Origin of the sequence: Pseudomonas sp. NEEL19 (genome assembly GCF_028751975.1) — a bacterium.
Taxonomy (GTDB): Bacteria; Pseudomonadota; Gammaproteobacteria; order Pseudomonadales; family Pseudomonadaceae; genus Aquipseudomonas; species Aquipseudomonas juntendi.
Genome location: NZ_CP081491.1, coordinates 3,444,791 through 3,466,247, shown reverse-complemented (window position 1 = coordinate 3,466,247; position 21,457 = coordinate 3,444,791). Strand labels below are relative to the sequence as shown.

General features: G+C 63.4%; 16 protein-coding genes and 1 pseudogene. 7 read left to right on the top strand and 10 right to left on the bottom strand.

Annotated features, from left to right (window positions below):
• Positions 1-2 precede the first annotated feature (2 nt).
• Together glgA and K4A76_RS15405 are read right to left on the bottom strand one after the other, a co-directional pair.
• Positions 3-1,562 (bottom strand): glycogen synthase GlgA, encoded by a 1,560-nt coding sequence (gene glgA / locus K4A76_RS15410; RefSeq protein ID WP_054912205.1) that lies wholly within the window; start codon positions 1,560-1,562, stop codon positions 3-5.
• 559 nt (positions 1,563-2,121) lie between these two features.
• Positions 2,122-5,049 carry an aminotransferase gene (locus K4A76_RS15405; RefSeq protein WP_274410627.1) on the bottom strand — a complete coding sequence of 976 codons (2,928 nt, stop codon included), beginning with the start codon at positions 5,047-5,049 and terminating at the stop codon, positions 2,122-2,124.
• A 315-nt stretch (positions 5,050-5,364) separates the two neighbouring features.
• Between K4A76_RS15405 and K4A76_RS15400 the strand changes: the two genes are divergently transcribed.
• The 3 genes and pseudogenes from K4A76_RS15400 (at position 5,365) to K4A76_RS23910 (ending at position 8,293) form a co-directional block, all read left to right on the top strand.
• Complete coding sequence (locus K4A76_RS15400; protein ID WP_274410626.1) at positions 5,365-7,146, top strand: sensor domain-containing diguanylate cyclase; 1,782 nt, start codon at positions 5,365-5,367, stop codon at positions 7,144-7,146.
• Positions 7,147-7,183: 37 nt separating this feature from the next.
• Positions 7,184-7,711 (top strand): annotated as a pseudogene (locus tag K4A76_RS23915) (PAS domain S-box protein); the annotation flags it as partial.
• 78 nt (positions 7,712-7,789) lie between these two features.
• The gene (locus K4A76_RS23910; RefSeq protein WP_223809676.1) at positions 7,790-8,293 is read left to right on the top strand and encodes a methyl-accepting chemotaxis protein; all 504 of its coding nucleotides are present in this window, start codon (positions 7,790-7,792) and stop codon (positions 8,291-8,293) included.
• 62 nt (positions 8,294-8,355) lie between these two features.
• On the opposite strand, the gene K4A76_RS15390 is transcribed toward K4A76_RS23910, so the two are convergent.
• From K4A76_RS15390 to gloB, 7 genes are all read right to left on the bottom strand, one after another.
• Positions 8,356-9,963 carry an ABC transporter ATP-binding protein gene (locus K4A76_RS15390; RefSeq protein WP_274410624.1) on the bottom strand — a complete coding sequence of 536 codons (1,608 nt, stop codon included), beginning with the start codon at positions 9,961-9,963 and terminating at the stop codon, positions 8,356-8,358.
• A 1-nt stretch (position 9,964) separates the two neighbouring features.
• Positions 9,965-10,984: an ABC transporter permease gene (locus K4A76_RS15385; protein ID WP_029886648.1), complete on the bottom strand. Its 1,020-nt coding sequence runs from the start codon at positions 10,982-10,984 to the stop codon at positions 9,965-9,967.
• Position 10,985: 1 nt separating this feature from the next.
• The gene (locus K4A76_RS15380) at positions 10,986-12,059 is read right to left on the bottom strand and encodes a microcin C ABC transporter permease YejB (protein ID WP_274410623.1); all 1,074 of its coding nucleotides are present in this window, start codon (positions 12,057-12,059) and stop codon (positions 10,986-10,988) included.
• A gap of 1 nt (position 12,060) precedes the next feature.
• Positions 12,061-13,896 carry an extracellular solute-binding protein gene (locus tag K4A76_RS15375; protein ID WP_274410622.1) on the bottom strand — a complete coding sequence of 612 codons (1,836 nt, stop codon included), beginning with the start codon at positions 13,894-13,896 and terminating at the stop codon, positions 12,061-12,063.
• Positions 13,893-15,722: an extracellular solute-binding protein gene (locus K4A76_RS15370; protein ID WP_207939746.1), complete on the bottom strand. Its 1,830-nt coding sequence runs from the start codon at positions 15,720-15,722 to the stop codon at positions 13,893-13,895. Before K4A76_RS15370 ends, K4A76_RS15375 begins: the two co-directional genes overlap by 4 nt.
• Before the next feature lie 281 nt (positions 15,723-16,003).
• Positions 16,004-17,434, bottom strand: a complete 1,431-nt coding sequence (locus K4A76_RS15365; protein ID WP_029886645.1) for a lytic transglycosylase domain-containing protein — start codon at positions 17,432-17,434, stop codon at positions 16,004-16,006.
• 100 nt (positions 17,435-17,534) lie between these two features.
• The gene (gene gloB, locus K4A76_RS15360; protein ID WP_054912201.1) at positions 17,535-18,317 is read right to left on the bottom strand and encodes a hydroxyacylglutathione hydrolase; all 783 of its coding nucleotides are present in this window, start codon (positions 18,315-18,317) and stop codon (positions 17,535-17,537) included.
• An 85-nt stretch (positions 18,318-18,402) separates the two neighbouring features.
• Between gloB and K4A76_RS15355 the strand changes: the two genes are divergently transcribed.
• From K4A76_RS15355 to dnaQ, 3 genes are read left to right on the top strand one after another with little or no spacing between them, the layout of a single operon-like run.
• Entirely contained in the window at positions 18,403-19,176 is a 774-nt protein-coding gene (locus tag K4A76_RS15355) for a class I SAM-dependent methyltransferase (protein WP_029886643.1), read from the top strand.
• Positions 19,177-19,191: 15 nt separating this feature from the next.
• Positions 19,192-19,638 (top strand): ribonuclease HI, encoded by a 447-nt coding sequence (gene rnhA / locus K4A76_RS15350; RefSeq protein ID WP_029886642.1) that lies wholly within the window; start codon positions 19,192-19,194, stop codon positions 19,636-19,638.
• 50 nt (positions 19,639-19,688) lie between these two features.
• Positions 19,689-20,447, top strand: a complete 759-nt coding sequence (gene dnaQ / locus K4A76_RS15345) for a DNA polymerase III subunit epsilon (protein WP_110676786.1) — start codon at positions 19,689-19,691, stop codon at positions 20,445-20,447.
• A gap of 61 nt (positions 20,448-20,508) precedes the next feature.
• Here the strand turns inward: dnaQ and K4A76_RS15340 are convergent, their stop codons facing one another.
• Positions 20,509-20,727, bottom strand: coding sequence for a hypothetical protein (locus tag K4A76_RS15340; RefSeq protein WP_009686408.1), 219 nt, complete (start codon positions 20,725-20,727; stop codon positions 20,509-20,511).
• 156 nt (positions 20,728-20,883) lie between these two features.
• On the opposite strand from K4A76_RS15340, the gene K4A76_RS15335 reads away from it, so the two are divergent.
• Entirely contained in the window at positions 20,884-21,444 is a 561-nt protein-coding gene (locus K4A76_RS15335) for an NADPH-dependent FMN reductase (protein ID WP_029886640.1), read from the top strand.
• Positions 21,445-21,457 lie beyond the last annotated feature (13 nt).

Sequence of the window (21,457 nt, the reverse complement as noted above, 5' to 3'; positions counted from 1 at the left end):
GCTCAGTAGTGGCTCAGTTGTGCTTGCTTGACCAGGTCTTCGTACAGCCGGGCGTAGGGTTCCACCGCCTGGCACCAGTTGAACGGCTGGGTCATCGACAGGCAGCGCATGGCGTTGAGCAGGTCCTTCTTGCCATATACATAGAAGGCGCGGCCAAGCGCTTCGCGGTAGCTGTCGACGGTCGACTCGTTGAACAGGAAGCCCGTGACCCCGCACTCGATGGTGTCGGCCAGGCCGCCGGTATTGCGCGCCACTGGCAGCGAGCCAAAGCGCTGGGCATACATCTGGCTGAGCCCGCAGGGCTCGTAGCGCGAGGGCATCAGCAGGAAATCACTGCCGGCGAACATGCGCCGGGCGTCGGTTTCGTTGAAGCCGATGCGTACCCCGATACGGCCTGGGTGGCGCAGCGCCAGTTCGCGCATGGCCTGTTCTTCCTCCGGCTCGCCACGGCCGATGATCGCGATCTGCCCGCCTTGTTCGACGATGTAGTCGGCCACGCCCAAGGTCAGGTCCAGGCCTTTCTGGTAAACCAGGCGCGAAACCACTGCGAACAGCGGGCCGTCGGAGTCGTCCAGGCCGAACAGTTGGCGTACTTCGTGGGTATTGCGTGCCTTGCCTTCCCAGTCATTGATGCTGAAGTTGTGCTGCAGGTGCTTGTCGGTGGCCGAGTCCCAGCTTTCGTCGATACCGTTGGGGATGCCGCCAAGCAGGCCTTGCTGGGCTTTGCTGGCGAGGAAGCCATCCAGGCCGCAGCCGAATTCCGGGGTGGTGATTTCCCGGGCATAGGTGGCGCTGACCGTGGTGATGTGGCTGGAGTAGGCAAGGCCCGCCTTGAGGAACGACAGCTTGCCGTAAAACTCCATGCCTTCCTGCTGCATGGCGTGTTCCGGGATGGCCAGTTCGGGGCTGCACCCACGGCTGTACACACCTTGGTAGGCCAGGTTGTGGATGGTGAACAGGGTTGGCGTGTTGAGGCCGCGCCAGTGCATGTAGGCTGGCGCCAGGCCGGCCGGCCAGTCATGCGCATGCACCACTTCGGGCTTCCAGTGGATCATGCCTTCGCCGGCTGCGATTTCCGCTGCGGCCAGGCCCAGGCGAGCGAAACGGATGTGGTTGTCTGGCCAGTCGCGACCGTTGTTGGCGCCATAGGGGGTGCCGTCGCGCTGGTACAGTTCGGGGCAGATGAGCACATAGATGACCAGGCCGTCGGGCATGTCCATGCGGCCGATCTTGCATGGCGGCAGGGCTGCGTGGCCGCCCAGTTCGCCGACGATATGGATCGGGTTGTCGCTTTCGACCACCTGCGGGTAGCCCGGGATCAATACCCGAACATCGTGCAAGTGCGCCAGGGCGCGCGGCAGGGCTGCAGACACGTCACCCAGGCCGCCTGTCTTGACCAGGTCGGCGATTTCCGAGGTCACGAACAGAATCTTGCGCTTGTTGGGGTTGTGCTGGCGCTGGGCGCCGGGTGCCTTGGCTGTCGTGGCGAAATCCGGGGTGAGCGGTTCGCGCTTCTCGGTGGTGAACGTGTTTACGTGTGGCTCGACAGCGGCACTGATCATACTTCTCTCCGTCCCTATGCTTGCCGGGTGCTGGCACCCGTGGCGTTGTTTCGTACTGGTTCTCTCTGCTTGCTGAATACGTACTGCTTTCCATGCCCCAAGGTCGTGCGCACAGGCAACGCGCGCTCGGCGTTCCGGCCGAAGGCGTTTGAGCGGGTAGGGGTGGTGGCCGAAGCTGGGAGATCCCGTTGCGTTTGGCCTACTTAGTTCCTGACCTGCCCGCGTTCCGTAAAGTTCGACTTATTTTCGTCACTCTTCCATTGAGCAAATCGCGGGCCGAAAACCGAGTGTAGGAGAGAAAAGGCAGAAAAGGTGACCCACTGGTCACATTTGAGAGCATGCGGGCTAGACGCAAACGTTGGCGTTTGTGAATGGATGTGAACAAGCATGAAGCGGGGTGGGTAATTGCGTGCTGATGCCGCGCCTTTTTGTGGCGGGATGGAGTGCGTGCGCCATATTGGTGCGCCTGTGCTCGCCCGAAAAAGGGCCGCCAGGTGGGCGTGGAGTTTATCTGCGAAGCGCCGCTCGCGCGGCGCTCGATCTCGCAGAAGGTGAGCCGCTACAGCCCTTCACCCAGCACCCGGTCGATGCTATCGACGAAGTAATCCACGCTGGCCCGGCTGGTGCACATTGGCGGCTTGATCTTGAGAATGTTCAGGTGATCCCCTGTGGGTTGCATGAAGATGCCCAATTCCCGCAGCCTGTCGCAGAGCAGCTGGGTTTCCTGCGTCGCGGGCTCCAGTGTTTCGCGGTCACGCACCAGTTCCAGGCCCAGGTAGAAGCCCGAGCCATGCGCGGCGCCGGCCAGCGGGTGCTTGTCGACCAGCGCCTGCAAGCGCGCCTTGAAATAGCGCCCGGTATCGCGGGCGTTGTCCCACAGGCCTTCTTCCTGCATCACGTCCAGTACTGCCATGCCAATGCGGCAACTGACCGGGCTGCCACCGGCGGAAGAGAAGAAATAACCCTCGGCCTCCAGTGCTTCGGCAATGTCGCGGCGGGTAATGACTACCCCCAGCGGCTGGCCGTTACCCATGCCCTTGGCCATGGTGATGATGTCGGGCACCACGCATTGCTGCTCGAAGCCCCAGAAGTATTCACCCAGGCGGCCGTAACCGACCTGGACCTCGTCGGCGATGCACACACCGCCCCTGGCCCGGACCTTGGCATAGGCCTCGCGCAGGTACCCCGCTGGCAGCGCGATGCCACCGGCATTGCCGTACACCGGTTCGCAGATGATGCCGGCCAGCTGTCGGCCACGGGCATCGAGGTCGGCCAGCTTGGTGTCGACATCGCGCAGGTAGTCTGCTGCGCTGTCGGCGCCACGGTAGCGGCCGCGGAAGGTATTCGGCGCCTCGACCGGGTGCACCCAGTCCGGGCGGGTGTGCAACGCCTGCGGGTTGTCGGCGATCGACGTGGAGATGGCATCGGTGGCCACCGACCAGCCGTGGTAGGCCTCCAACACGCTGAGCAGGTCGCGCCCGCCGCTGTAGGCCCAGGCCAGCCGTATCGCCAGGTCGTTGGCTTCGGTGCCGCTGTTGACCATGAAAACCCGGTCGAAGCCTTCGGGTACCAGCTTCAGCAAACGTTCGGAAAATTCGGTGACGGCCGCGTAGTGAAAGCGCGAGTTGGTATTGAGCAACGACCACTGCCGCGCCGACTCGGCGACCATGCGCGGGTGGCCGTGGCCCAATACCGCAACGTTGTTGAGCATGTCGAGGTAAGCGCGGCCTTGCATGTCGAACAGGTAGTTGCGCCAGCCACGTTCGATGTGGGGTGGCTGCGCGTAGTAGTGTTTCTGCGAGCGCGCGAAGCTGGCGTCGCGACGGGCCAGCAGGGCCTGTGGGTCAGGCAGTGGCTCGGCATCGCAGTCCAGGCCCAGCAGCGGCGCGGGGGAAGGGCACAGGGCCAGCCAGGCATCGGCATGGGACGGGGTGGCGAAGAAAGGTGGCTGGGTGTCGGTGCCCAGGCACACTTGCACGCGAAGCACGCCGCAACTACGGCCCAGCGCCTGGCCCTGGGCCACGGCCTGGCCAGCGGCTGGCGCATCTTGCAGGCCTTGCAGCCACAAGGCCCAGCGCGCAGTACGCAGGCAGCCGCCAGTATCGCCATGGCGCTGCCAGGTGCCGGCCGCCGGTGCCTGGAGCAGGCTGGCGTGGGGCACATGCAGTTCAACGCCCAGGGCGCAAGTGGCCGGTTCTGCGGCGCGGTCGATATGGGTTTGCGACAGGCGATATTGCCCGTAGAGGGTGCAGGCCGGGGCAGTTTGCCGGGTGAGTAGGTGCTGGTCGAAGCCAGGTTGCTCCCAGTTCCCCGCCTCATAGTGCGCACTGAGCACGCCGAGGTCGAGCCGGTGCACCGCCTGCCCTTGCAGTTCGGGAAGCAGCGGCGCGCAGTGGGTCATGTCTGGCGTGGCGACCGGCAAACCGGCAGCCCGCAGGATCGCCGCCTGCATCAGGGCGAAGGGCACGGCGGTGGCGGTGTCGAAAATTTCCCACTCATGGGCGACATTGTCGCGGGTGTACTGGTTGCCTGGGTCCACAGCCAACTGCTGGGCGCTGCTCAGCACCACTACTGCGGCGCGGTTCAGCACCAGTGGCCAGAGGGCCCGCAACTCTGCTTCTGTGAGTGGGTTGAGGGCCTGGTAGGCGCTGATCGCCGGGAGGATCCGCAGCGGGTCGCCTTCGGCGTGGTGCAGCAGCGCCGCACAGGTTACTGACAGATCGGCGATGCGCCAGGTGCGTAGCAGGTCGCCGAAGTCGATCAGCCCTCGCAGTTGCCATTGGCGCTGGTCGTCACGCGCCCACACGGTGTTGTCGTCGGTGATGTCCAGGTGCACGGCTTGGCTTGGCAGGCTGCCGATCAGGGGTGCCAGGTGTTCGGCAGCCACAGCGGTGGCCTGTGCGATGCGGCGGCGCTGGTCGGCATCTTGCAGCACGGGAAGCAAGTGCTCTATCAGCGTTTGCGCATGCTTGGGGTCCCATTGCAGGGTGCGCTCAAGGCCAGGGTGGTCGAAACCGGCCAAGGCCCGGTCAAGCTTTGCGCAAAGCCCGCCCAGCTCCGCCATCAGTTGCGCCGGGAGGTGGGCAAGGCGGGTCAGCGGTTGGCCTTCGATGTATTCCAGCAGGCGTACCCGCAATGGCTGGTCTGCGACGTCCAGTTCCAGCAAGGCTTCGCCACTGAGTGCCGGGCGCACGCCTGGCACGGGCAGGCCATGCTTGCGCAGGTAGGCGAGGGCCGCATGCTGGGCCTCCAGTTCGACCTGGGCGTAGCTGCCATGGCATGCCTTGAGCACGAAGCTGCCTTGCGGCGCGACCACACGCAGGTTCAGGTCCTGCTGGCTGCCCAAGGCCGACAACTCACCCGTGAGGCCGTAATGGGCCTGCAGCAGGCCTTGCGCCTGCGTGGCGTTGAGCACAGGCCCTGGCAAGCTGGAACGCTGGACCAGCGCTTGAAGGGCAGGGGAGGCATTTGGGTGGTGACTGGACATGGGCTCTACCGTTGAGGCGGGTTGACGGAGCGACTTTATGTCCTACCTGGCTGATGACTAAAGACGATCGTCATCAGATTTTCTGATGACCGGTGCAGTAACTGTTACATGCTGAAACGGTGCGTGTGTTCCTGTGAGCTCGGGGGTTTGTGAACTTCCCTGGTGGGCCGATCTCTTATGAGACAGATGATATTGCATCACCGTCTGTCGAAATATAATGCGAAAAGTTGTACAAAAATTTCTCTCTGTACAAGTATTGATGTAGCGTAGTGCTATTACTCTATGCTTGGGTCCGCGTGGGACAGGTGAGATGCCATGAAAGTTGCCCCCGTTCCGACCAATGAACCCGACCGTTTGGCCAAGATCGCCGAATCGTGCGTATTGCACCAACCGCAGAGCAGCGAACTGACCGCGCTGGTCGAGATGGCCCGCCGCTACTTTTCCATGCCGATCTGCCTGGTTTCGATCGTAGGGGAGTGTGAGCAATGGTTCACGGCCAAGGCCGGGCTGGCCGCCGATGCCACCCCCCGGGATGTTTCATTCTGTGCCCACACCATTCTCCAGGCGCAGCCACTGGAAGTGCTGGACGCTGCCCTGGACCCGCGCTTTGCCGACAACCCCCTGGTCACGGGTGAGCCTGGCATTCGTTATTACTGCGGGGCCCCGCTGCTGGTAGACAGCCAGGTGGCCATCGGCAGCTTCTGCATCATCGATACTGCACCACGGCCCGCCTTGGATGAGGCGCAACGGTCGATGCTGACGTCCTTCAGCGAAATGGCCATGCACATCATCGCCGGCATGCGCCGCAACAATTTTCACGACCAGGCCACCGGCCTGTTCAACCGCCTGAAGCTCGAATGTGATGTGGTGGCGGGCCTGGACCGGGGTAAGTCGCTGACCCTGTTGGCGGTGGACATCATGGCCGCCGAGGCCCTCAGCGATATCATCCGCGGCCTGGGTTACAACTTCGCCCACGACTTGACGTTGCAGGCCAAGGCGCGCATCGCCAGCCAGCTGGATAACGGCTTGTCGTTGTACAAGATCAGCCCGACCCGCTTCGGTGTGCTGCTGGAAGACGCAGACGACGTAGAGCCGTTGTGCGAGCGGATTGTCGACGCCCTGCAGGCGCCTGCGCAATGCCACCAGATTCCGGTGTTGCTGGACGCCGGTATCGGCATCGCCCCCATCACGCAGCAGTGCGAAGACCGTGACGGCATGGAGTGGATGCGCCGGGCAGTCGCGGCAGCGGATACCGCGCGGCGCAGGCCTGGCCGGCATGGGTGGTACGAGCCGGACGTGGACGCTGCGCAACGCCGTGCGTTCCTGTTGCTGGCGTCGTTGGCCCAGGCGCTGCAGAGCGACGATGAACTGAGCCTGCACCTGCAACCGCGGATCGAGCTGCCTTCAGGCCGATGCTGTTCTGCCGAAGCTTTGCTGCGCTGGCGCCACCCGTTACTGGGCGATGTCGCCCCGGCGGAGTTCATCCCTTTGGCTGAAAAAACGGCGCTCATGGCCAGCCTCAGCCTTTGGGTGATGCGCGCAGCCTTGCGGGTGCTGGCCTGTACCCGGGACCTGGATTTCAGTCTCAGCTTCAACGTCACCGCGCGCGACCTGGAAAGCGCAGGGTTCATGGATGCACTGCTGCACAGCTTGCAGGCCCAGGCCATCGACCCGCAGCGGGTACAGCTCGAATTCACCGAGAGTGTCTTGATCGAACAGCCCGAAGAAGTGCTGCAGCAACTGCTGCGCGGCCACCAGGCAGGGATCGCCATTGCCATCGATGACTTCGGCACGGGCTACAGCAACTGGGTTTACCTGACGCAAATCCCCGCCAGCATCGTCAAGCTCGACAGGTCGCTGGTGCACCGTGCCGCCTCGGGCACGCGTGAAGCATTGTTGGTGCAGTCGGTGGTAGGGCTGGCCAACGAACTCGGTTATCAGGTGGCCGCCGAAGGGATCGAAACCGCCGAACAGCTGGTCCAGGCCTGCGCCTGGGGCTGCGTTGAAGCGCAGGGCTATTTCATCGCCAGACCGATGCCTGTAGCCGTTTTCAAGGAGTGGTTTCACGACACTCAACAGAAAGTCTCTGTCGTCTGACTTCCCACCATGATGCATAACATCGCAGGTCTTATTGATGTTTAATCGCCACCTCAAAGCTGCACTCGCAGCGCAACACGCCGAGCTCGTGCAACTGCGTCAGCGCCTGGCAGAACTCGAGCAGAGTCCCATGTTGCGCCTGGACGCGCAGAACCGTATCGCGGAGTGCACCGCGGGTTTTGCCCAGGCACTCGGCGCCGCGCCGGGCGATGTCGTGGGCATGCCCCTGCAACAGTGGCTGGCCGCGCCGGGGCTGGAAAGCCAGGCGTTGCTCGAGGCCTTGCTGCGTTCCACGGCGATGATTCAGTTTGGGCTGGACGGCCGGGTGCAGGCTGCCAACCCGATGTTTCTCGCCGCCATGGGCTACCGCCTGGAGCAGCTGGTCGGCCAGCATCATCGAATCTTCTGTGATGCCAAGGAAACCGCCAGTGCCGAATACACGGCGTTCTGGCGCACGCTCAATGCTGGCCGGTACGTGACCGGGCGATTCCGGCGTATTGACAGCCAAGGGCGCGAGATCTGGCTGGAGGCCAGCTACAACCCGGTCCACGATGCCAGCGGCAAGCTGGTGAAAGTGGTCAAGTTCGCCACGGTGGTGACCGCCCAGGTCGAGCGTGAACAGGCGGTAAGGCAGGCGGCCAACATGGCGCTGGACATTTCCCGGCGCACGGACGCCAGTGCCAGCGATGGTGTCACGGTGATGCAGGGCATGCAGCAGGCCATGCAGAACGTGGCGAGCCAATTACACTGCGCCGGCGATACCATTGCTGCCCTGGGCCAGCAGTCGACGGTCATCAGTACGATCGTGCAGACCATTGGGGCCATTGCGTCGCAGACCAACCTGCTGGCCCTGAATGCCGCGATCGAAGCTGCGCGCGCCGGCGACCAGGGGCGGGGCTTCGCCGTGGTGGCCGATGAAGTGCGCAAGCTGGCGGGGCGCACCAGCACCGCCACTGCCGAGATCGATGCGGTGGTCGCGCACAATCATCTGCTGGCCAACCAGGCGGTCAGCGAGGTCGAGCGCAGCCGCCAGGAAGCGGCCAATGCGGTGGATTTCGTTACCCAGGCGAGTACGGCCATAGGCGGTATTCAGGCCGGTGCCAGGCAAGTGGTGGCGGCCGTTGGCCGGGTGAGCGAAGACCTGTAGCCAGGCAGCGGGCAACGCGCCGCCCAGGCTCGCATCACCCAGCAAACTGCCCGTGCGCGGCTTCACGAAGGCTCCACCTCCAGAAACGCCGCCTCCAGTAGCTGCCGGGTATACGGATGTTGCGGTGCATGGAAGATTGCCTGCGCATCCCCCTGTTCAACCACCTGCCCATGCTTGATCACCATCAACTGATGGCTCAGTGCCCTGACCACCGCCAGGTCATGGCTGATGAACAGGTAAGTGAGGTTGTATTTTTGCTGCAGATTACGCAGCAACTCGACCACCTGGCGCTGCACCGTGCGGTCCAGCGCCGAGGTCGGCTCATCCAGCAGAATCAGCGCCGGCTTGAGCACCAGCGCCCGGGCGATGGCAATGCGCTGGCGCTGCCCACCCGAAAACTCATGCGGGTAGCGGTGCCGGGTGCCCGGGTCGAGCCCTACCTCCTCCAGCGCCGCAATGATGGCCGCCTCCTGCTCCTGGGCATTGCCAATACCGTGAATGCGCAAGCCCTCCCCAACGATGTCTGCCACGCACATGCGCGGGCTGAGGCTGCCGAAGGGGTCCTGGAACACCACCTGCATCTCGCGCCGTAACGGGCGCACGGCTTTCTGGTTCATCCCCTGCAGGTCTTGCCCGTGGAAGCGGATACCCCCCTGGCTGGCAATCAGCCGCAGGATCGCCAGGCCCAATGTCGACTTGCCCGACCCGGACTCCCCGACGATGCCCAGCGTTTGCCCCTGCGGCAAACTGAAGTTGACCCCGTTCACCGCCTTGACATGGTCGACAGTACGCCGCAGCAGGCCCTTCTTGATCGGGAACCAGACCTTGAGCTCATCGACTTGCAGCAGCGGCGCACCTACCGGGTTGTGCGCCGGCAGCCCGCTGGGCTCGGCATTGATCAGCATCTGCGTGTAGGGGTGTTGCGGCGTGCTGAACAGGGCCGCGCAGTCCGCCTGCTCGACAATCTGCCCGCGTTGCATCACGCACACGCGGTGGGCAATGCGCCGCACCAGGTTCAGGTCATGGCTGATCAGCAGCAGCGCCATGCCCAGGCGTGCCTGCAGTTCCTTGAGCAGGTCGAGAATTTTCAGCTGCACGGTCACATCCAGCGCCGTGGTCGGTTCGTCGGCAATCAGCAGTTCCGGCTCGTTGGCCAGGGCCATGGCGATCATCACCCGCTGGCGTTGCCCGCCGGACAGCTCGTGGGGCAGGGCCTTGAGGCGTTTGCGTGGCTCCGGGATGCCGACCATTTCCAGCAGCTCCAGGGTGCGCGCAGTGGCTTGCTTGCCGGTCAGGCCCTTGTGCAGCAGAAGAATTTCATTGATCTGCTTTTCGATGCAGTGCAGCGGGTTCAGCGACGTCATCGGCTCCTGGAAGATCATCGCAATGCGGTTGCCGCGAATGCGCTGCAGGGTTTTTTCGTTCTGCTGCAGCAAGTCCTTGCCTTCATGGCGGATGCTGCCGCGGGGGTGCTGGGCCAAGGGGTAGGGCAGCAGGCGCAGGATCGAGTGCGCAGTCACCGACTTGCCCGAGCCGCTTTCACCGACCAGCGCCAGCGTCTCGCCTTTGCGGATGTCGAAACTGATGCCATCCACCACCCGGTTGACCTGGTCGCCGGTTACAAACTCGACGACCAGGTCGCGCACTTCGATCAGGTTCTGTTCACTCATGTCACTTCCTCGGGTCGAAGGCGTCGCGGGCGGATTCGCCGATGAATACCAGCAGGCTCAGCATCAGCGCCAGTACTGCGAAGGCGCTGATGCCCAGCCAGGGTGCCTGCAGGTTGGACTTGCCCTGGGCCACCAGCTCGCCCAGCGAGGGCGAACCGGCGGGCAGTCCGAAGCCGAGGAAGTCCAGGGCCGTGAGGGTACCGATGGCGCCGGTGAGAATGAACGGCATGAAGGTCATGGTCGAGATCATGGCGTTGGGCAGGATGTGCCGGTACATGATTGCGCCGTTGCGCATGCCCAGGGCTCGGGCGGCACGCACGTACTCCAGGTTGCGGCCGCGCAGGAACTCGGCGCGCACCACGTCGACCAGGCTCATCCAGGAAAACAGCAGCATGATGCCCAGCAGCCACCAGAAGTTCGGCTGCACGAAACTGGCAAGAATGATCAGCAGGTACAGCACCGGCAGCCCCGACCAGATTTCCAGAAAGCGTTGCCCGGCCAGGTCGACCCAACCGCCATAAAACCCCTGCAAGGCGCCGGCGAGGACGCCGATGATGGAGCTGGCCACGGTCAGGGTCAGGGCGAACAGCACCGATATGCGGAAGCCGTAGATCACCCGCGCCAGCACATCGCGGCCTTGGTCGTCGGTGCCTAGCCAGTTGTCCGCCGAGGGCGGTGCCGGGGCCGGAACGCGCAGGTCGTAGTTGATGCTCTGGTAGCTGAACGGGATCGGCGCCCACAGCACGAAGCTGTCTTTCTTGGCCAGCAGCTCGCGGATGTAGGGGCTCTTGTAGTTGGCTTCCAGCGGGAATTCGCCGCCGAACGTGGTTTCCGGGTAGCGCTTGAAGGCGGGGAAGTACCACTGGCCGTCGTAGCGCACGGCAATCGGTTTGTCGTTGGCGATCAGTTCGGCACCCAGGCTGAGGCCGAACAGGATCAGGAACAGCCACAGCGACCACCAGCCACGGCGGTTGGCCTTGAAGCGCTCGAAGCGCCGTCGGTTGAGGGGGGACAAGGCCATGTCAGTGCTCCCGGCTGGCAAAGTCGATGCGTGGATCGACCAGGGTGTAGGTCAGGTCGCCGATCAGTTTCACCACCAGCCCCAGCAGGGTGAAGATGAACAGGGTGCCGAAGACCACCGGGTAGTCGCGGTTGATGGCCGCCTCGAAGCTCATCAGGCCCAGGCCGTCGAGGCTGAAGATCACCTCGATCAGCAGGGAGCCGGTGAAGAAGATACCGATGAACGCCGAAGGGAAGCCGGCAATCACCAGCAGCATGGCGTTGCGGAACACATGGCCATACAGCACCCGTGGCCGGCTCAGGCCTTTGGCCTTGGCGGTCACCACGTATTGCTTGTTGATTTCGTCGAGGAAGCTGTTCTTGGTCAGCAGGGTCATGGTCGCGAAGTTGCCGATGACCAGCGCGGTGATTGGCAGCACCAGGTGCCAGAAGTAGTCCAGCACCTTGCCGGTGGTGCTCAGCTCGTTGAAGTTGTTTGAGGTGAGGCCGCGCAGCGGGAACCAGTCGAAGTAGCTGCCGCCGGCGAACAGCACGATCAGCAGGATGGCGAACAGGAAGGCGGGGATCGCATAGCCGACGATGATCGCCGAACTGGTCCACACGTCGAAGTGGCTGCCATGGCGTACCGCCTTGGCGATGCCCAGTGGGATCGACACCAGGTACATGATCAGTGTGCTCCACAGCCCCAGCGAGATCGACACCGGCATCTTTTCGATGATCAGGTCGATGACCTTGGCATCGCGGAAGAAGCTGTCGCCGAAATCCAGTCGGGCGTAGTTCTTGATCATGATCCACAGGCGTTCGGGCGGCGATTTGTCGAACCCGTACATGCGCTCGATTTCGGCGATCAGCGCCGGGTCCAGGCCTTGGGCGCCACGGTAGTTGGAGCCCGCCACGGACACCTCGGCACCACCACCGCCAATGCGGCTGGTGGCGCCCTCGAAGCCTTCGAGCTTGGCGATCATCTGTTCAACCGGGCCGCCAGGGGCAGCCTGGACGATGATGAAGTTGATGATGAGGATGCCGAACAGGGTCGGGATGATCAGCAGCAGGCGGCGCAGGATGTAGGCCAGCATCTCAGTTGGCCTCTTCCGCAGAGGCTGCGCTGACGGCCGGGCTTACCCCGGGCTTGATCCACCAGGTGTCGATGCCGATGTCGTACTTGGGCGACACTTTCGGGTGCCCGATGTGGTTCCAGTAGGCTACCCGCCAGGTCTTGATGTGCCAGTTGGGGATGACGTAATAGCCCCACAGCAATACCCGGTCAAGGGCGCGGCAATGGTCGATCAGGCTTTGGCGCGAGTCGGCATTGATCAGTTGGTCGACCAGCTGGTCGATGGCCGGGTCGCGCAGGCCGATGAAGTTGCGGCTGCCGGGGTTGTCGGCGGCGGCACTGGACCAGAATTCGCGCTGCTCGTTGCCGGGCGAGTTGGACTGCGGATAGCCGCCGACGATCATGTCGAAATCGCGCGAGCGCAGGCGGGTGATGTACTGCGAAACATCGACCCGGCGGATGTTCAGCTCGATACCCAGGTCAGCCAGGTTGCGCTTGAACGGCAGCAGGATGCGTTCGAACTCGGTCTGCGCCAGCAGGAACTCGATGCTTACCGGTTTGCCCTGGGCATCGACCATCTTGTCGTCGACGATTTTCCAGCCGGCCTCCTGCAGCAGCTTGTAGGCCTGGCGCTGCTGCTCGCGGATCATGCCGCTGCCGTCGCTGACCGGGTTGTGGAAGGCCTCGGTGAACACCTGGTCGGGTACTTTGCCGCGCAGCGGCTCGAGGATCTTCAGTTCGCTGGCGCTGGGCAAGCCACGGGCGGCCATTTCCGAGTTTTCGAAGTAACTGCCGGTACGGGTGTAGGCACCGTTGAACAGTTGCTTGTTGGTCCATTCGTAGTCCAGCAGCAGGCTCAAGGCGTGGCGTACGCGCACATCCTGGAACACCGGCCGGCGGATGTTGAAAATGAAGCCCTGCATACCAGTAGGGTTGCCGTTGGGCAACTCTTCCTTGATCAGCCGGCCCTCGCGCACGGCGGGCACGTCGTAGGCGGTGGCCCAGTTTTTCGCGCTGACTTCCAGGCCATAGTCGAACGCGCCGGCCTTGAGTGCTTGCAAGGCTACGGTGGTGTCACGGTAGGCGTCGAAGGTCATGACATCGAAGTTGTAGAACCCACGGTTGATCGGCAGGTCCTTGGCCCAGTAGTCCTTGACCCGCTCGTAGCGTACCGAGCGCCCGGCCTTGACCTCGGCCACCTTGTACGGGCCGCTGCCCAGCGGAATTTCCAGGTTGCCGCGGTTGAAGTCGCGGTTTTCGTACCAGTGCTTGGGCAGCACGGGCAACTGGCCGAGGATCAGCGGCAGCTCACGGTTGTTCCGGTGCTTGAACTTGAACAGCACTTTCAACGGGTCTTCGGCGACCACCTCGGCGACGTCGGCATAGTACTGACGATACAGCGGCGCACCATCCTTGATCAGGGCGTTGAAGGTAAACACCACGTCATCGGCACGCATGGGGTGGCCATCGTGGAAACGTGCTTCGGGGCGCAGGTAGAAGCGCACCCAGCTGTTGTCCGGGGCTTTCTCGATCTTGCCGGCGACAAGGCCATATTCGGTGAAGGGTTCGTCCTGGCTCTGGCGCATCAGGGTGTCGTAGATGATGCTGATGTTTTCGGCCGGCACGCCCTTGTTGATGAACGGGTTAAGGCTGTCGAAACCGCCGAAACTGGACTGGCGGAAGGTGCCACCCTTGGGCGCCTCGGGGTTCACGTAGTCGAAGTGCTTGAAGTCGGCAGGGTATTTGGGCGGCTCGTCGTACAGGGTGAGCGCATGTTGCGGTGCGGCCAGGGCGGGAAGGCTCAGGCAGGCGAGCAACAGGCTGCCAGCCAGCCGGCGCAGGCGGTGCGTTGGCATCATTGGGCTTTCTCCGAAGTCTTTATCCACCAGCTGTTCAGCCCAAGGGTATAGGGCGGTGTGGTGACGAAGGCGAACCGGTTGCGGTAGGCCAGGCGATGGTTGTCCAGGTACCAGTTGGGGATCATGTAGTACTGCCATGAGAGGACGCGGTCCAGGGCGCGGGCGGCAGCCACCTGGTCGTCGCGGGTGCGTGCGGCCAACAGGGTGTCGAGCAGGTGGTCGACCACCGGGTCCTTGACCCCTGCATAGTTCTTGCTGCCCTTGGTGCCGGCCTGGCTCGAATGGAAGTACAACCACTGCTCCAGGCCGGGGCTCAGGGTCTGATTGAGGGTCATCAGAATCATGTCGAAATCGAACTGGTCCAGGCGTTGTTTGTACTGGGCACGGTCCACGGTGCGCAAGCGCGCATCGATACCGATGCTGGACAGATTTTCGACATAAGGTTGCAGGATGCGTTCAAGGTTGGGGTTTACCAGCAACAGCTCCATGCGCAACTGCTGGCCTTTGCTGTCGACCAGGCGCTGGCCGTTCAGCTTCCACCCCGCCTCGGCGAGCAGGGCCAGTGCCTGGCGCAAGGTTTCGCGGCTGACGCCACGGCCGGCGGTGTGGCTGACCTGGTACGGTTCGCTGAACAGTTTGGCGGGTAACTGGTCACGGAATGGCGCCAGCAGCAGCCATTCCTTGCCGGTGGGCACACCGCTGGCGGCGAACTCACTGTTGGGGTAGTAGCTGGTCGAGCGCCGGTAGGCGTTGCTGAACAGGGCGCGGTTGGTCCACTCGAAGTCGAGCATCAGCCCCAGTGCCTGGCGTACCCGTGGGTCGCTGAAGGTCGCCCGGCGGCTGTTCATGAACAGGCCCTGGGTTTGCGTGGGGATGCGGTGCGGGATCTGCGCCTTGATCACCTCGCCACGGCGCACGGCCGGGAAGTTGTAGCCGTTGGCCCAGTTCTTCGCCTGGTGTTCGATATAGATGTCGAATTCACCGGCCTTGAACGCTTCGAAGGCCACGGTGGCATCACGGTAGAATTCGTACTCCACGCGATCGAAGTTGTACTTGCCTCGGTTGACGGCCAGGTCCTTGCCCCAGTAACGCTTGACGCGCTCGAACACCAGTCGGCGCCCCGGCTGTACCTCGGTAATGCGGTATGGGCCACTGCCCAATGGCGGCTCGAAGGTAGTGGCCTTGAAGTCACGGTGCTGCCAGTAGTGCTTGGGCAGCACTGGCATCTCGCCCAGGCGCAGGATGAGCAGTGGGTTGCCAGCGCGCTTGAACACGAAGCGGATGCGCAGCGGGCCGAGGATGTCGACCCGTTGCACCTCTTGCAGGTTGGTGCGGTAGATCGGGTGGCCGTCCTTGAGCAACGTGCGGTAGGAGAAGGCCACGTCTGCCGCGGTGATCGGCTTGCCGTCATGCCAGCGGGCTTCCGGGCGCAGGTTGAACACCACCCAGCTACGGTCCTCGCTGTATTCCACCGAGCGGGCGATGAGGCCATAGCTGGAGGTGGGCTCGTCGCCGGACGGGTCGTATTGGCCGGTACCGACCATCAGCGGCTCGTTGAGCTCGCTGATGCCGTACTGTTGGAAGTTGGGCGTGGTCACCGGGCTCGACCCCTTGAAGGTATAGGGGTTGAGGGTGTCGAAGGTGCCAAAGGCCATCGCCCGCAACGTGCCGCCTTTGGGCGCTTGCGGGTTGACCCAGTCGAAGTGGGTGAACGTGGCTGGGTACTTGAGCGTGCCGAACTGCGCGTATCCGTGGCTTTCGCTCACCATCGCGACTGCGGGAAAGCTCAAGGCCAGGCTGATTGACAGCAGGAGGGGACGTATCAAGTCGGCATCCGATCCAGAGGCGTTGGGCTTTTGTCGGCGTACAGTAACAGCTTGGGGGGGTGGGAAAAAGAGAGGTTTTGAAGGCGGAGGCAGTGACTAAGGCCGTTGCCGGTAGCTGCGGGGGGACTCGGTACCTGTGGGAGCGGCCTTGCGTCGCGAAAGGGGCGCGCAGCGGCCCCCAGGATCACAGCTTCGCAGCATAGGCTGCCGGGGCTGCTGTGCAGCCCTTTCGCGACACAAGGCCGCTCCCACAGGAGCGCGCAGTGGCCGCTGGCTTTGGATCAATGCCCGACGTAGACGGTCAGGGTCTGCCCGGGCTTGAGGGCATGACCGCTGCGCGGGTTCCAGCGCTTGAGGTGCTTCATTTCCACGTTGAAGCGCTTAGCCACCAGGTATAGCGAGTCACCCTTGCGCACCTTGTACTGGGTAGAGCGCTGCGCCGACGCCGCTACGCGATTGCCGGCGGCGCTCGGGGCGTTGCCGCCGCGCAGGGCCAGGACCTGGCCAGCGCGCAGGTTGTTGCCGGACAGGCGGTTCCAGCGCTTGATGTCCTTGATCGATACGCGGTTGGCCTTGGCAATGGCGCCCAGGTTGTCGCCACGCTTGACCCGGTAGCTGCGCGCAGCCGCCGGTGCCCTGGTTTCGGCCACGGCACGGGCGAACACAGCCTTGTTCGGTTGCAGGGCGACCAGCTGCTCGGGGTTGAGGTTGGACAGGCTGTTGCTCAGCAATTGTGCCTTGGCGGTCGGCACCAGCAATTGCTTGGGCCCGTCCACGGTCATGCGTTTCTTGAAGGCGGGGTTGAGCTGGATCAGCTCGTCTTCGTCGATGTTGGCAAAGGCCGCCACCCGCGACAGGTCGAGCCGATCATTGATGGCCACGGCTTCGAAGTAGGGTTCGTTGGCGATCGGGTTCAGGTTCACGCCGTAGGCTTCAGGGGTAAGCACCACTTGCGACAGGGCCAGCAGCTTGGGCACGTAGTCCCGGGTTTCCTGGGGCAGCGGCAGGTTCCAGTAGTCGGTTGGCAGGCCCAGGCGCTCGTTACGTTCGATGGCGCGGCTGACCGTGCCTTCGCCGGCGTTGTAGGCGGCCAGGGCCAGCAGCCAGTCGCCGTTGAACATGTCATGCAGGCGGGTCAGGTAGTCCAGCGCGGCATTGGTCGAGGCGGTGATGTCGCGGCGGCCGTCATAGAAATTGGTCTGGCGCAGGTTGAAGTGGCGACCGGTTGCCGGCATGAACTGCCACATGCCTGCGGCGCTGGCCCGCGAATACGCCATCGGGTTGTAGGCGCTTTCGATGGCTGGCAGCAGCGCCAGCTCCAGGGGCATGTCACGCTCCTCGAGGCGCTCGACGATGTAGTGCAGGTACAGGCTGCCGCGCTCGCCGGCGCTCTCGATGAAGGTGGGGTTGCTGGCGAACCACAGGCGCTGCTGCTCGATGCGCGGGTTGACGTCGATGCTGTCCTGCAGGGCAAAGCCCTGGCGCATGCGCTCCCATACGTCCTGTGGCGCCTGCTCGGCCGGCTTGACCAGCAGCGGCGCGGGCTTGTGCTTGATCCGCGCCTGGTAGTTGTGCGCGCGAACGCTATCGGATTCGTCGAGCTGACGGGTGCTCTGGCAACCCACCAGAGTGGCGGCCAGAGCCAGCGCACTGATTTGGGCCAGGCGCGTCAGGGCGACTGAATGAGAGGTTCTGCGGCTACGGGAAGACATCGGCTGAGACAGGTATCCGGGCAAAAAATTTCGGCGATTCTAGAAACCGCTCCGGGCCGGGTCAACCGTTGAACACAGATTGCGATATATCTTGCGGTTATCAGAAGGTGTCTTTCCAAGACCTCAAGGCAGCAAAAACAGCGACATGCGTAGCGTTTGAATGTCCCTTCCATTCGTCTGCTTTTTGTTTAACTAATGTTTCAGAGGTGCGCAAAAAAGGGTTGGTCAGGCGCTCCAAGCCAATCGTCGACGGCAATGTGATGCGCTGGTCGGCGCGCAACCGGGTCACCTCGTCGAAGCGCTGCTGCACATGCGGGTTGTCGGGCTCGACGGCCTTGGCGAAGCGCAGGTTGGCAAGCGTGTATTCGTGGGCGCAGTACACCTGGGTGTGCGCGGGCAGGGCCGCCAGGCGGGCCAGGGCGGGTTGCATCTGCTCGGGCGTGCCCTCGAACATGCGCCCGCAACCGGCCGCGAACAGGGTATCGCCGCTGAACAGGAGCGGGGTTTCCGGGGGCTGGTCACTGAAGAAAGCGATATGGCCCAGGGTGTGGCCGGGCACCGCCAGCACCTGGAACACCACGCCCAGCACTTCGACCTCGGCGCCCTCGTCCAGCGCCAGGTCACGGCAGGGAATCTGCTCGTTGGCCGGGCCACAGACCCGTGCGCCGGTCAGTTGCTTGAGCCGTGCCACGCCGCCGACGTGGTCGTTGTGGTGGTGGGTAATGAGGATGTCGCTCAGCGCCCAGCCGGGGTTGGCGGCCAGCCAACGCTCCACCGGGCCGGCGTCGCCGGGGTCGACCACCGCACAACGGCGTTTGGCAGTATCCTGTAACAACCAGATGTAGTTGTCGGAGAAAGCGGGAAGAGCATCGATCTGTATCATGGTGCGGATCCGATTCACCTAGCGTGGCACATGAAGGCATCTTAGCCGCGATGGCGCGGCGGGAGAACCTTCGAGGGAGAGCGCAATGACCGACCAAGCCTTTGCCCAGGCCGATCCGGACTGGGTCGAGCTGATCAGCCTGGCCCGTGAGTGGTTCAATGGCCCACTCGGCCAACTGATGCTCAAGGAAGAAGACCAACTGCTGGAAGAAGAGCTGGGGCGCTTTTTTGGCGGTTACCTCGTGCATTACGGGCCCTGCGCCGAAGCACCGCCCCAGGCACCCCAGGTGCAGCGCAATGTGCGCCTTGGTGCGCCGTTGCCGGGGGTTGAAATTGTCTGCGAGGAACAGGCCTGGCCGCTGAGCGAGCATGCTGCCGACGTGGTGGTGCTGCAGCATGGCCTGGACTTCTGCCTGTCGCCGCATGGCCTGCTGCGCGAGGCAGCCAGTGCCGTGCGCCCGGGGGGGCACTTGCTGATCGTGGGCATCAACCCGTGGAGCAGTTGGGGCATGCGTCATTTCTTCAGCCATGGCGCTTTGCGCAAGGCGCGCTGCATCTCGCCGTCGCGGGTTGGCGACTGGCTCAACCTGCTGGGCTTCGCGCTGGAGAAACGCCGCTTCGGGTGCTATCGTCCGCCGCTTGCCTCACCGGCCTGGCAGCAGCGCCTGCAAGGCTGGGAGCGGCTGGCCGGCGGCTGGCAAGGTGCCGGTGGTGGGGTCTACCTGCTGGTGGCGCGCAAGATGGTGGTAGGGCTGCGGCCCCTGCGTCAGCAGCGTCGCGAGCCCATGGGCAAGCTGCTGCCGCTGCCGCTGGCCAAGGTCAACCGCACGGCAGCCAACCCTGAAACTGACAAGCACTGAATTCAAGAGTGGTACATGAGCGATAGCGTCGAAATGTTTACCGATGGTGCCTGCAAGGGCAACCCCGGCCCGGGTGGCTGGGGGGTGCTGATGATCTACAAGGGCGTCGAGAAGGAACTGTGGGGCGGCGAACGTGAAACCACCAACAACCGCATGGAGCTGATGGCGGCGATCCAGGGGCTGATGTCGCTCAAGCGTGAATGCGAAGTCGTGCTGACCACCGACTCGCAATATGTGATGAAGGGCATCAATGAGTGGATGGTCAACTGGAAGAAGCGCGGCTGGAAAACCGCGGCCAAGGAGCCGGTAAAAAACGCCGACCTGTGGCAACTGCTCGATGAGCAGGTCAACCGCCACAAGGTCACCTGGAAGTGGGTACGCGGGCACATCGGCCACCCCGGCAACGAACGGGCCGACCAGTTGGCCAACCGTGGGGTCGATGAGGTGCGCGCCCAGCGTTGAGCTGGGGTACAATCGCCGCTTTGTAACTGATGCAAGTTGGAGCGCCCGGCGTGGAGCAGCAGCAAGATAAACGGTACGTGATTCTCGATACCGAGACCACGGGTATGCCGGTTGGCGAAGGTCACCGGATCATCGAAATCGGCTGTGTCGAGGTGATCGGCCGGCGGCTGACCGGGCGGCATTTCCATGTCTACCTGCAGCCGGACCGCGAAAGTGACGAGGGGGCGATCAACGTCCACGGCATCACCGACGCGTTTCTGGTCGGCAAGCCGCGCTTCGCCGATGTAGCCGATGAATTCTTCGAGTTCATCCAGGGCGCCACGCTGGTCATCCACAACGCGGCGTTCGACGTAGGCTTCATCAACAACGAATTCGCCTTGCTGGGCCAGCAGCATCGCGCGGATGTGTCGCAGTACTGCACCGTTCTCGACACCTTGCTGCTGGCGCGTTCGCGCCACCCGGGGCAGCGCAACAGCCTCGATGCGCTGTGCAAACGCTACGATATCGACAACTCAGGCCGCGAGCTGCACGGCGCACTGCTCGACTCGGAACTGCTGGCCGACGTCTACCTGGCGATGACCGGTGGCCAGACCAGCCTGTCGCTGGCCGGTCATGGGGCGGATGCCGAGGGTGACGGGCAGGCTGGCGGCGGCAGCGAAATCCGCCGGATCACCGGTCGAGCGCCGGGGCGCGTGATCATGGCCAATGCCCAAGAGCTGGAAGCGCATGCCGAGCGGTTGGCAGCCATAGCCAAATCGGCAGGCGGGCCTTCGATGTGGCAGGTGCTGACCGAGGCATCTGCCGGCTGATTGTGGCTAGCAGTCATGCTGCTGCCGGTCATCCATCACCGGCCATGCGCCACGGCTTGCTTCACGGAATGCGGATGAGCTCGACACCGCTGCGGGCCAGCTCGAAGCGGTTTTCGCCCAGGTAATTGACCTTGTCGCCGATGGCCAGGCGGTAGGTGGTGATGGGGGCGCCCAGTGTGCTGCCGTCAAGTTGCAGGGTCGACTCCTGAAACTCGTGCACGGGGTAGATGCGGCCTTCGGCGTCACGGGCGTGGAATTGGCCGACCATTACTGCTGCCATTTGGGTGGAAACCTCTGAAATACGTAGGAAATGTCTGTAGTCATAGACCGTGCAGGAGGGCTGGAAGTTTTCGCGTCGATGAAAAAAAACCAAAGCGGCGAGAAACGGTCATCTATAACTACAACGTCCTTTAACCCGTATAGGTAGGAAATTGCCATGAGCCAGGTGTATTCGGTTGCGGTTGTTGTCGGTAGCTTGCGCAAGGAGTCCTACAACCGTAAGGTCGCCCGCGCACTTGCGGAGCTGGCATCGTCCAGCCTTGCCCTGAAAATCGTCGAAATTGGCGATCTGCCGCTGTACAACGAGGATGTCGAGGCCGAGGGTGCTCCCGAGCCCTGGAAACGGTTTCGCGATGAAATTCGCCGCAGCGATGCCGTGCTGTTCGTCACCCCTGAATACAACCGCTCGGTCCCGGGCTGCCTGAAGAACGCCATTGACGTTGGCTCCCGGCCTTACGGGCACAGTGCCTGGAGCGGCAAGCCCACCGCGGTGGTGAGCGTTTCGCCAGGGGCTATCGGCGGCTTTGGTGCCAACCATGCCGTGCGCCAGGCGCTGGTATTCCTGGACATGCCGTGCATGCAGATGCCCGAAGCCTACATTGGCGGTGCCGCCAACCTGTTCGACGAGTCGGGCAAGCTCAACGACAAGACCCGGCCATTCCTGCAGGCCTTTATCGACAAGTTTGCTTCATGGGTGAAGCTGAACCGGTCGGTCTGAACCGCCAACCCAC

What these genes read in the sequence shown, in the direction of transcription:
- glgA (WP_054912205.1), bottom strand. Translation starts at nt 1,562, where the DNA reads ATGATCAGTGCCGCTGTCGAGCCACACGTAAACACGTTCACCACCGAG.
- K4A76_RS15405 (WP_274410627.1), bottom strand. Translation starts at nt 5,049, where the DNA reads ATGTCCAGTCACCACCCAAATGCCTCCCCTGCCCTTCAAGCGCTGGTC.
- K4A76_RS15400 (WP_274410626.1), top strand. Translation starts at nt 5,365, where the DNA reads ATGAAAGTTGCCCCCGTTCCGACCAATGAACCCGACCGTTTGGCCAAG.
- K4A76_RS23910 (WP_223809676.1), top strand. Translation starts at nt 7,790, where the DNA reads ATGGCGCTGGACATTTCCCGGCGCACGGACGCCAGTGCCAGCGATGGT.
- K4A76_RS15390 (WP_274410624.1), bottom strand. Translation starts at nt 9,963, where the DNA reads ATGAGTGAACAGAACCTGATCGAAGTGCGCGACCTGGTCGTCGAGTTT.
- K4A76_RS15385 (WP_029886648.1), bottom strand. Translation starts at nt 10,984, where the DNA reads ATGGCCTTGTCCCCCCTCAACCGACGGCGCTTCGAGCGCTTCAAGGCC.
- K4A76_RS15380 (WP_274410623.1), bottom strand. Translation starts at nt 12,059, where the DNA reads ATGCTGGCCTACATCCTGCGCCGCCTGCTGCTGATCATCCCGACCCTG.
- K4A76_RS15375 (WP_274410622.1), bottom strand. Translation starts at nt 13,896, where the DNA reads ATGATGCCAACGCACCGCCTGCGCCGGCTGGCTGGCAGCCTGTTGCTC.
- K4A76_RS15365 (WP_029886645.1), bottom strand. Translation starts at nt 17,434, where the DNA reads ATGTCTTCCCGTAGCCGCAGAACCTCTCATTCAGTCGCCCTGACGCGC.
- gloB (WP_054912201.1), bottom strand. Translation starts at nt 18,317, where the DNA reads ATGATACAGATCGATGCTCTTCCCGCTTTCTCCGACAACTACATCTGG.
- K4A76_RS15355 (WP_029886643.1), top strand. Translation starts at nt 18,403, where the DNA reads ATGACCGACCAAGCCTTTGCCCAGGCCGATCCGGACTGGGTCGAGCTG.
- rnhA (WP_029886642.1), top strand. Translation starts at nt 19,192, where the DNA reads ATGAGCGATAGCGTCGAAATGTTTACCGATGGTGCCTGCAAGGGCAAC.
- K4A76_RS15340 (WP_009686408.1), bottom strand. Translation starts at nt 20,727, where the DNA reads ATGGCAGCAGTAATGGTCGGCCAATTCCACGCCCGTGACGCCGAAGGC.
- K4A76_RS15335 (WP_029886640.1), top strand. Translation starts at nt 20,884, where the DNA reads ATGAGCCAGGTGTATTCGGTTGCGGTTGTTGTCGGTAGCTTGCGCAAG.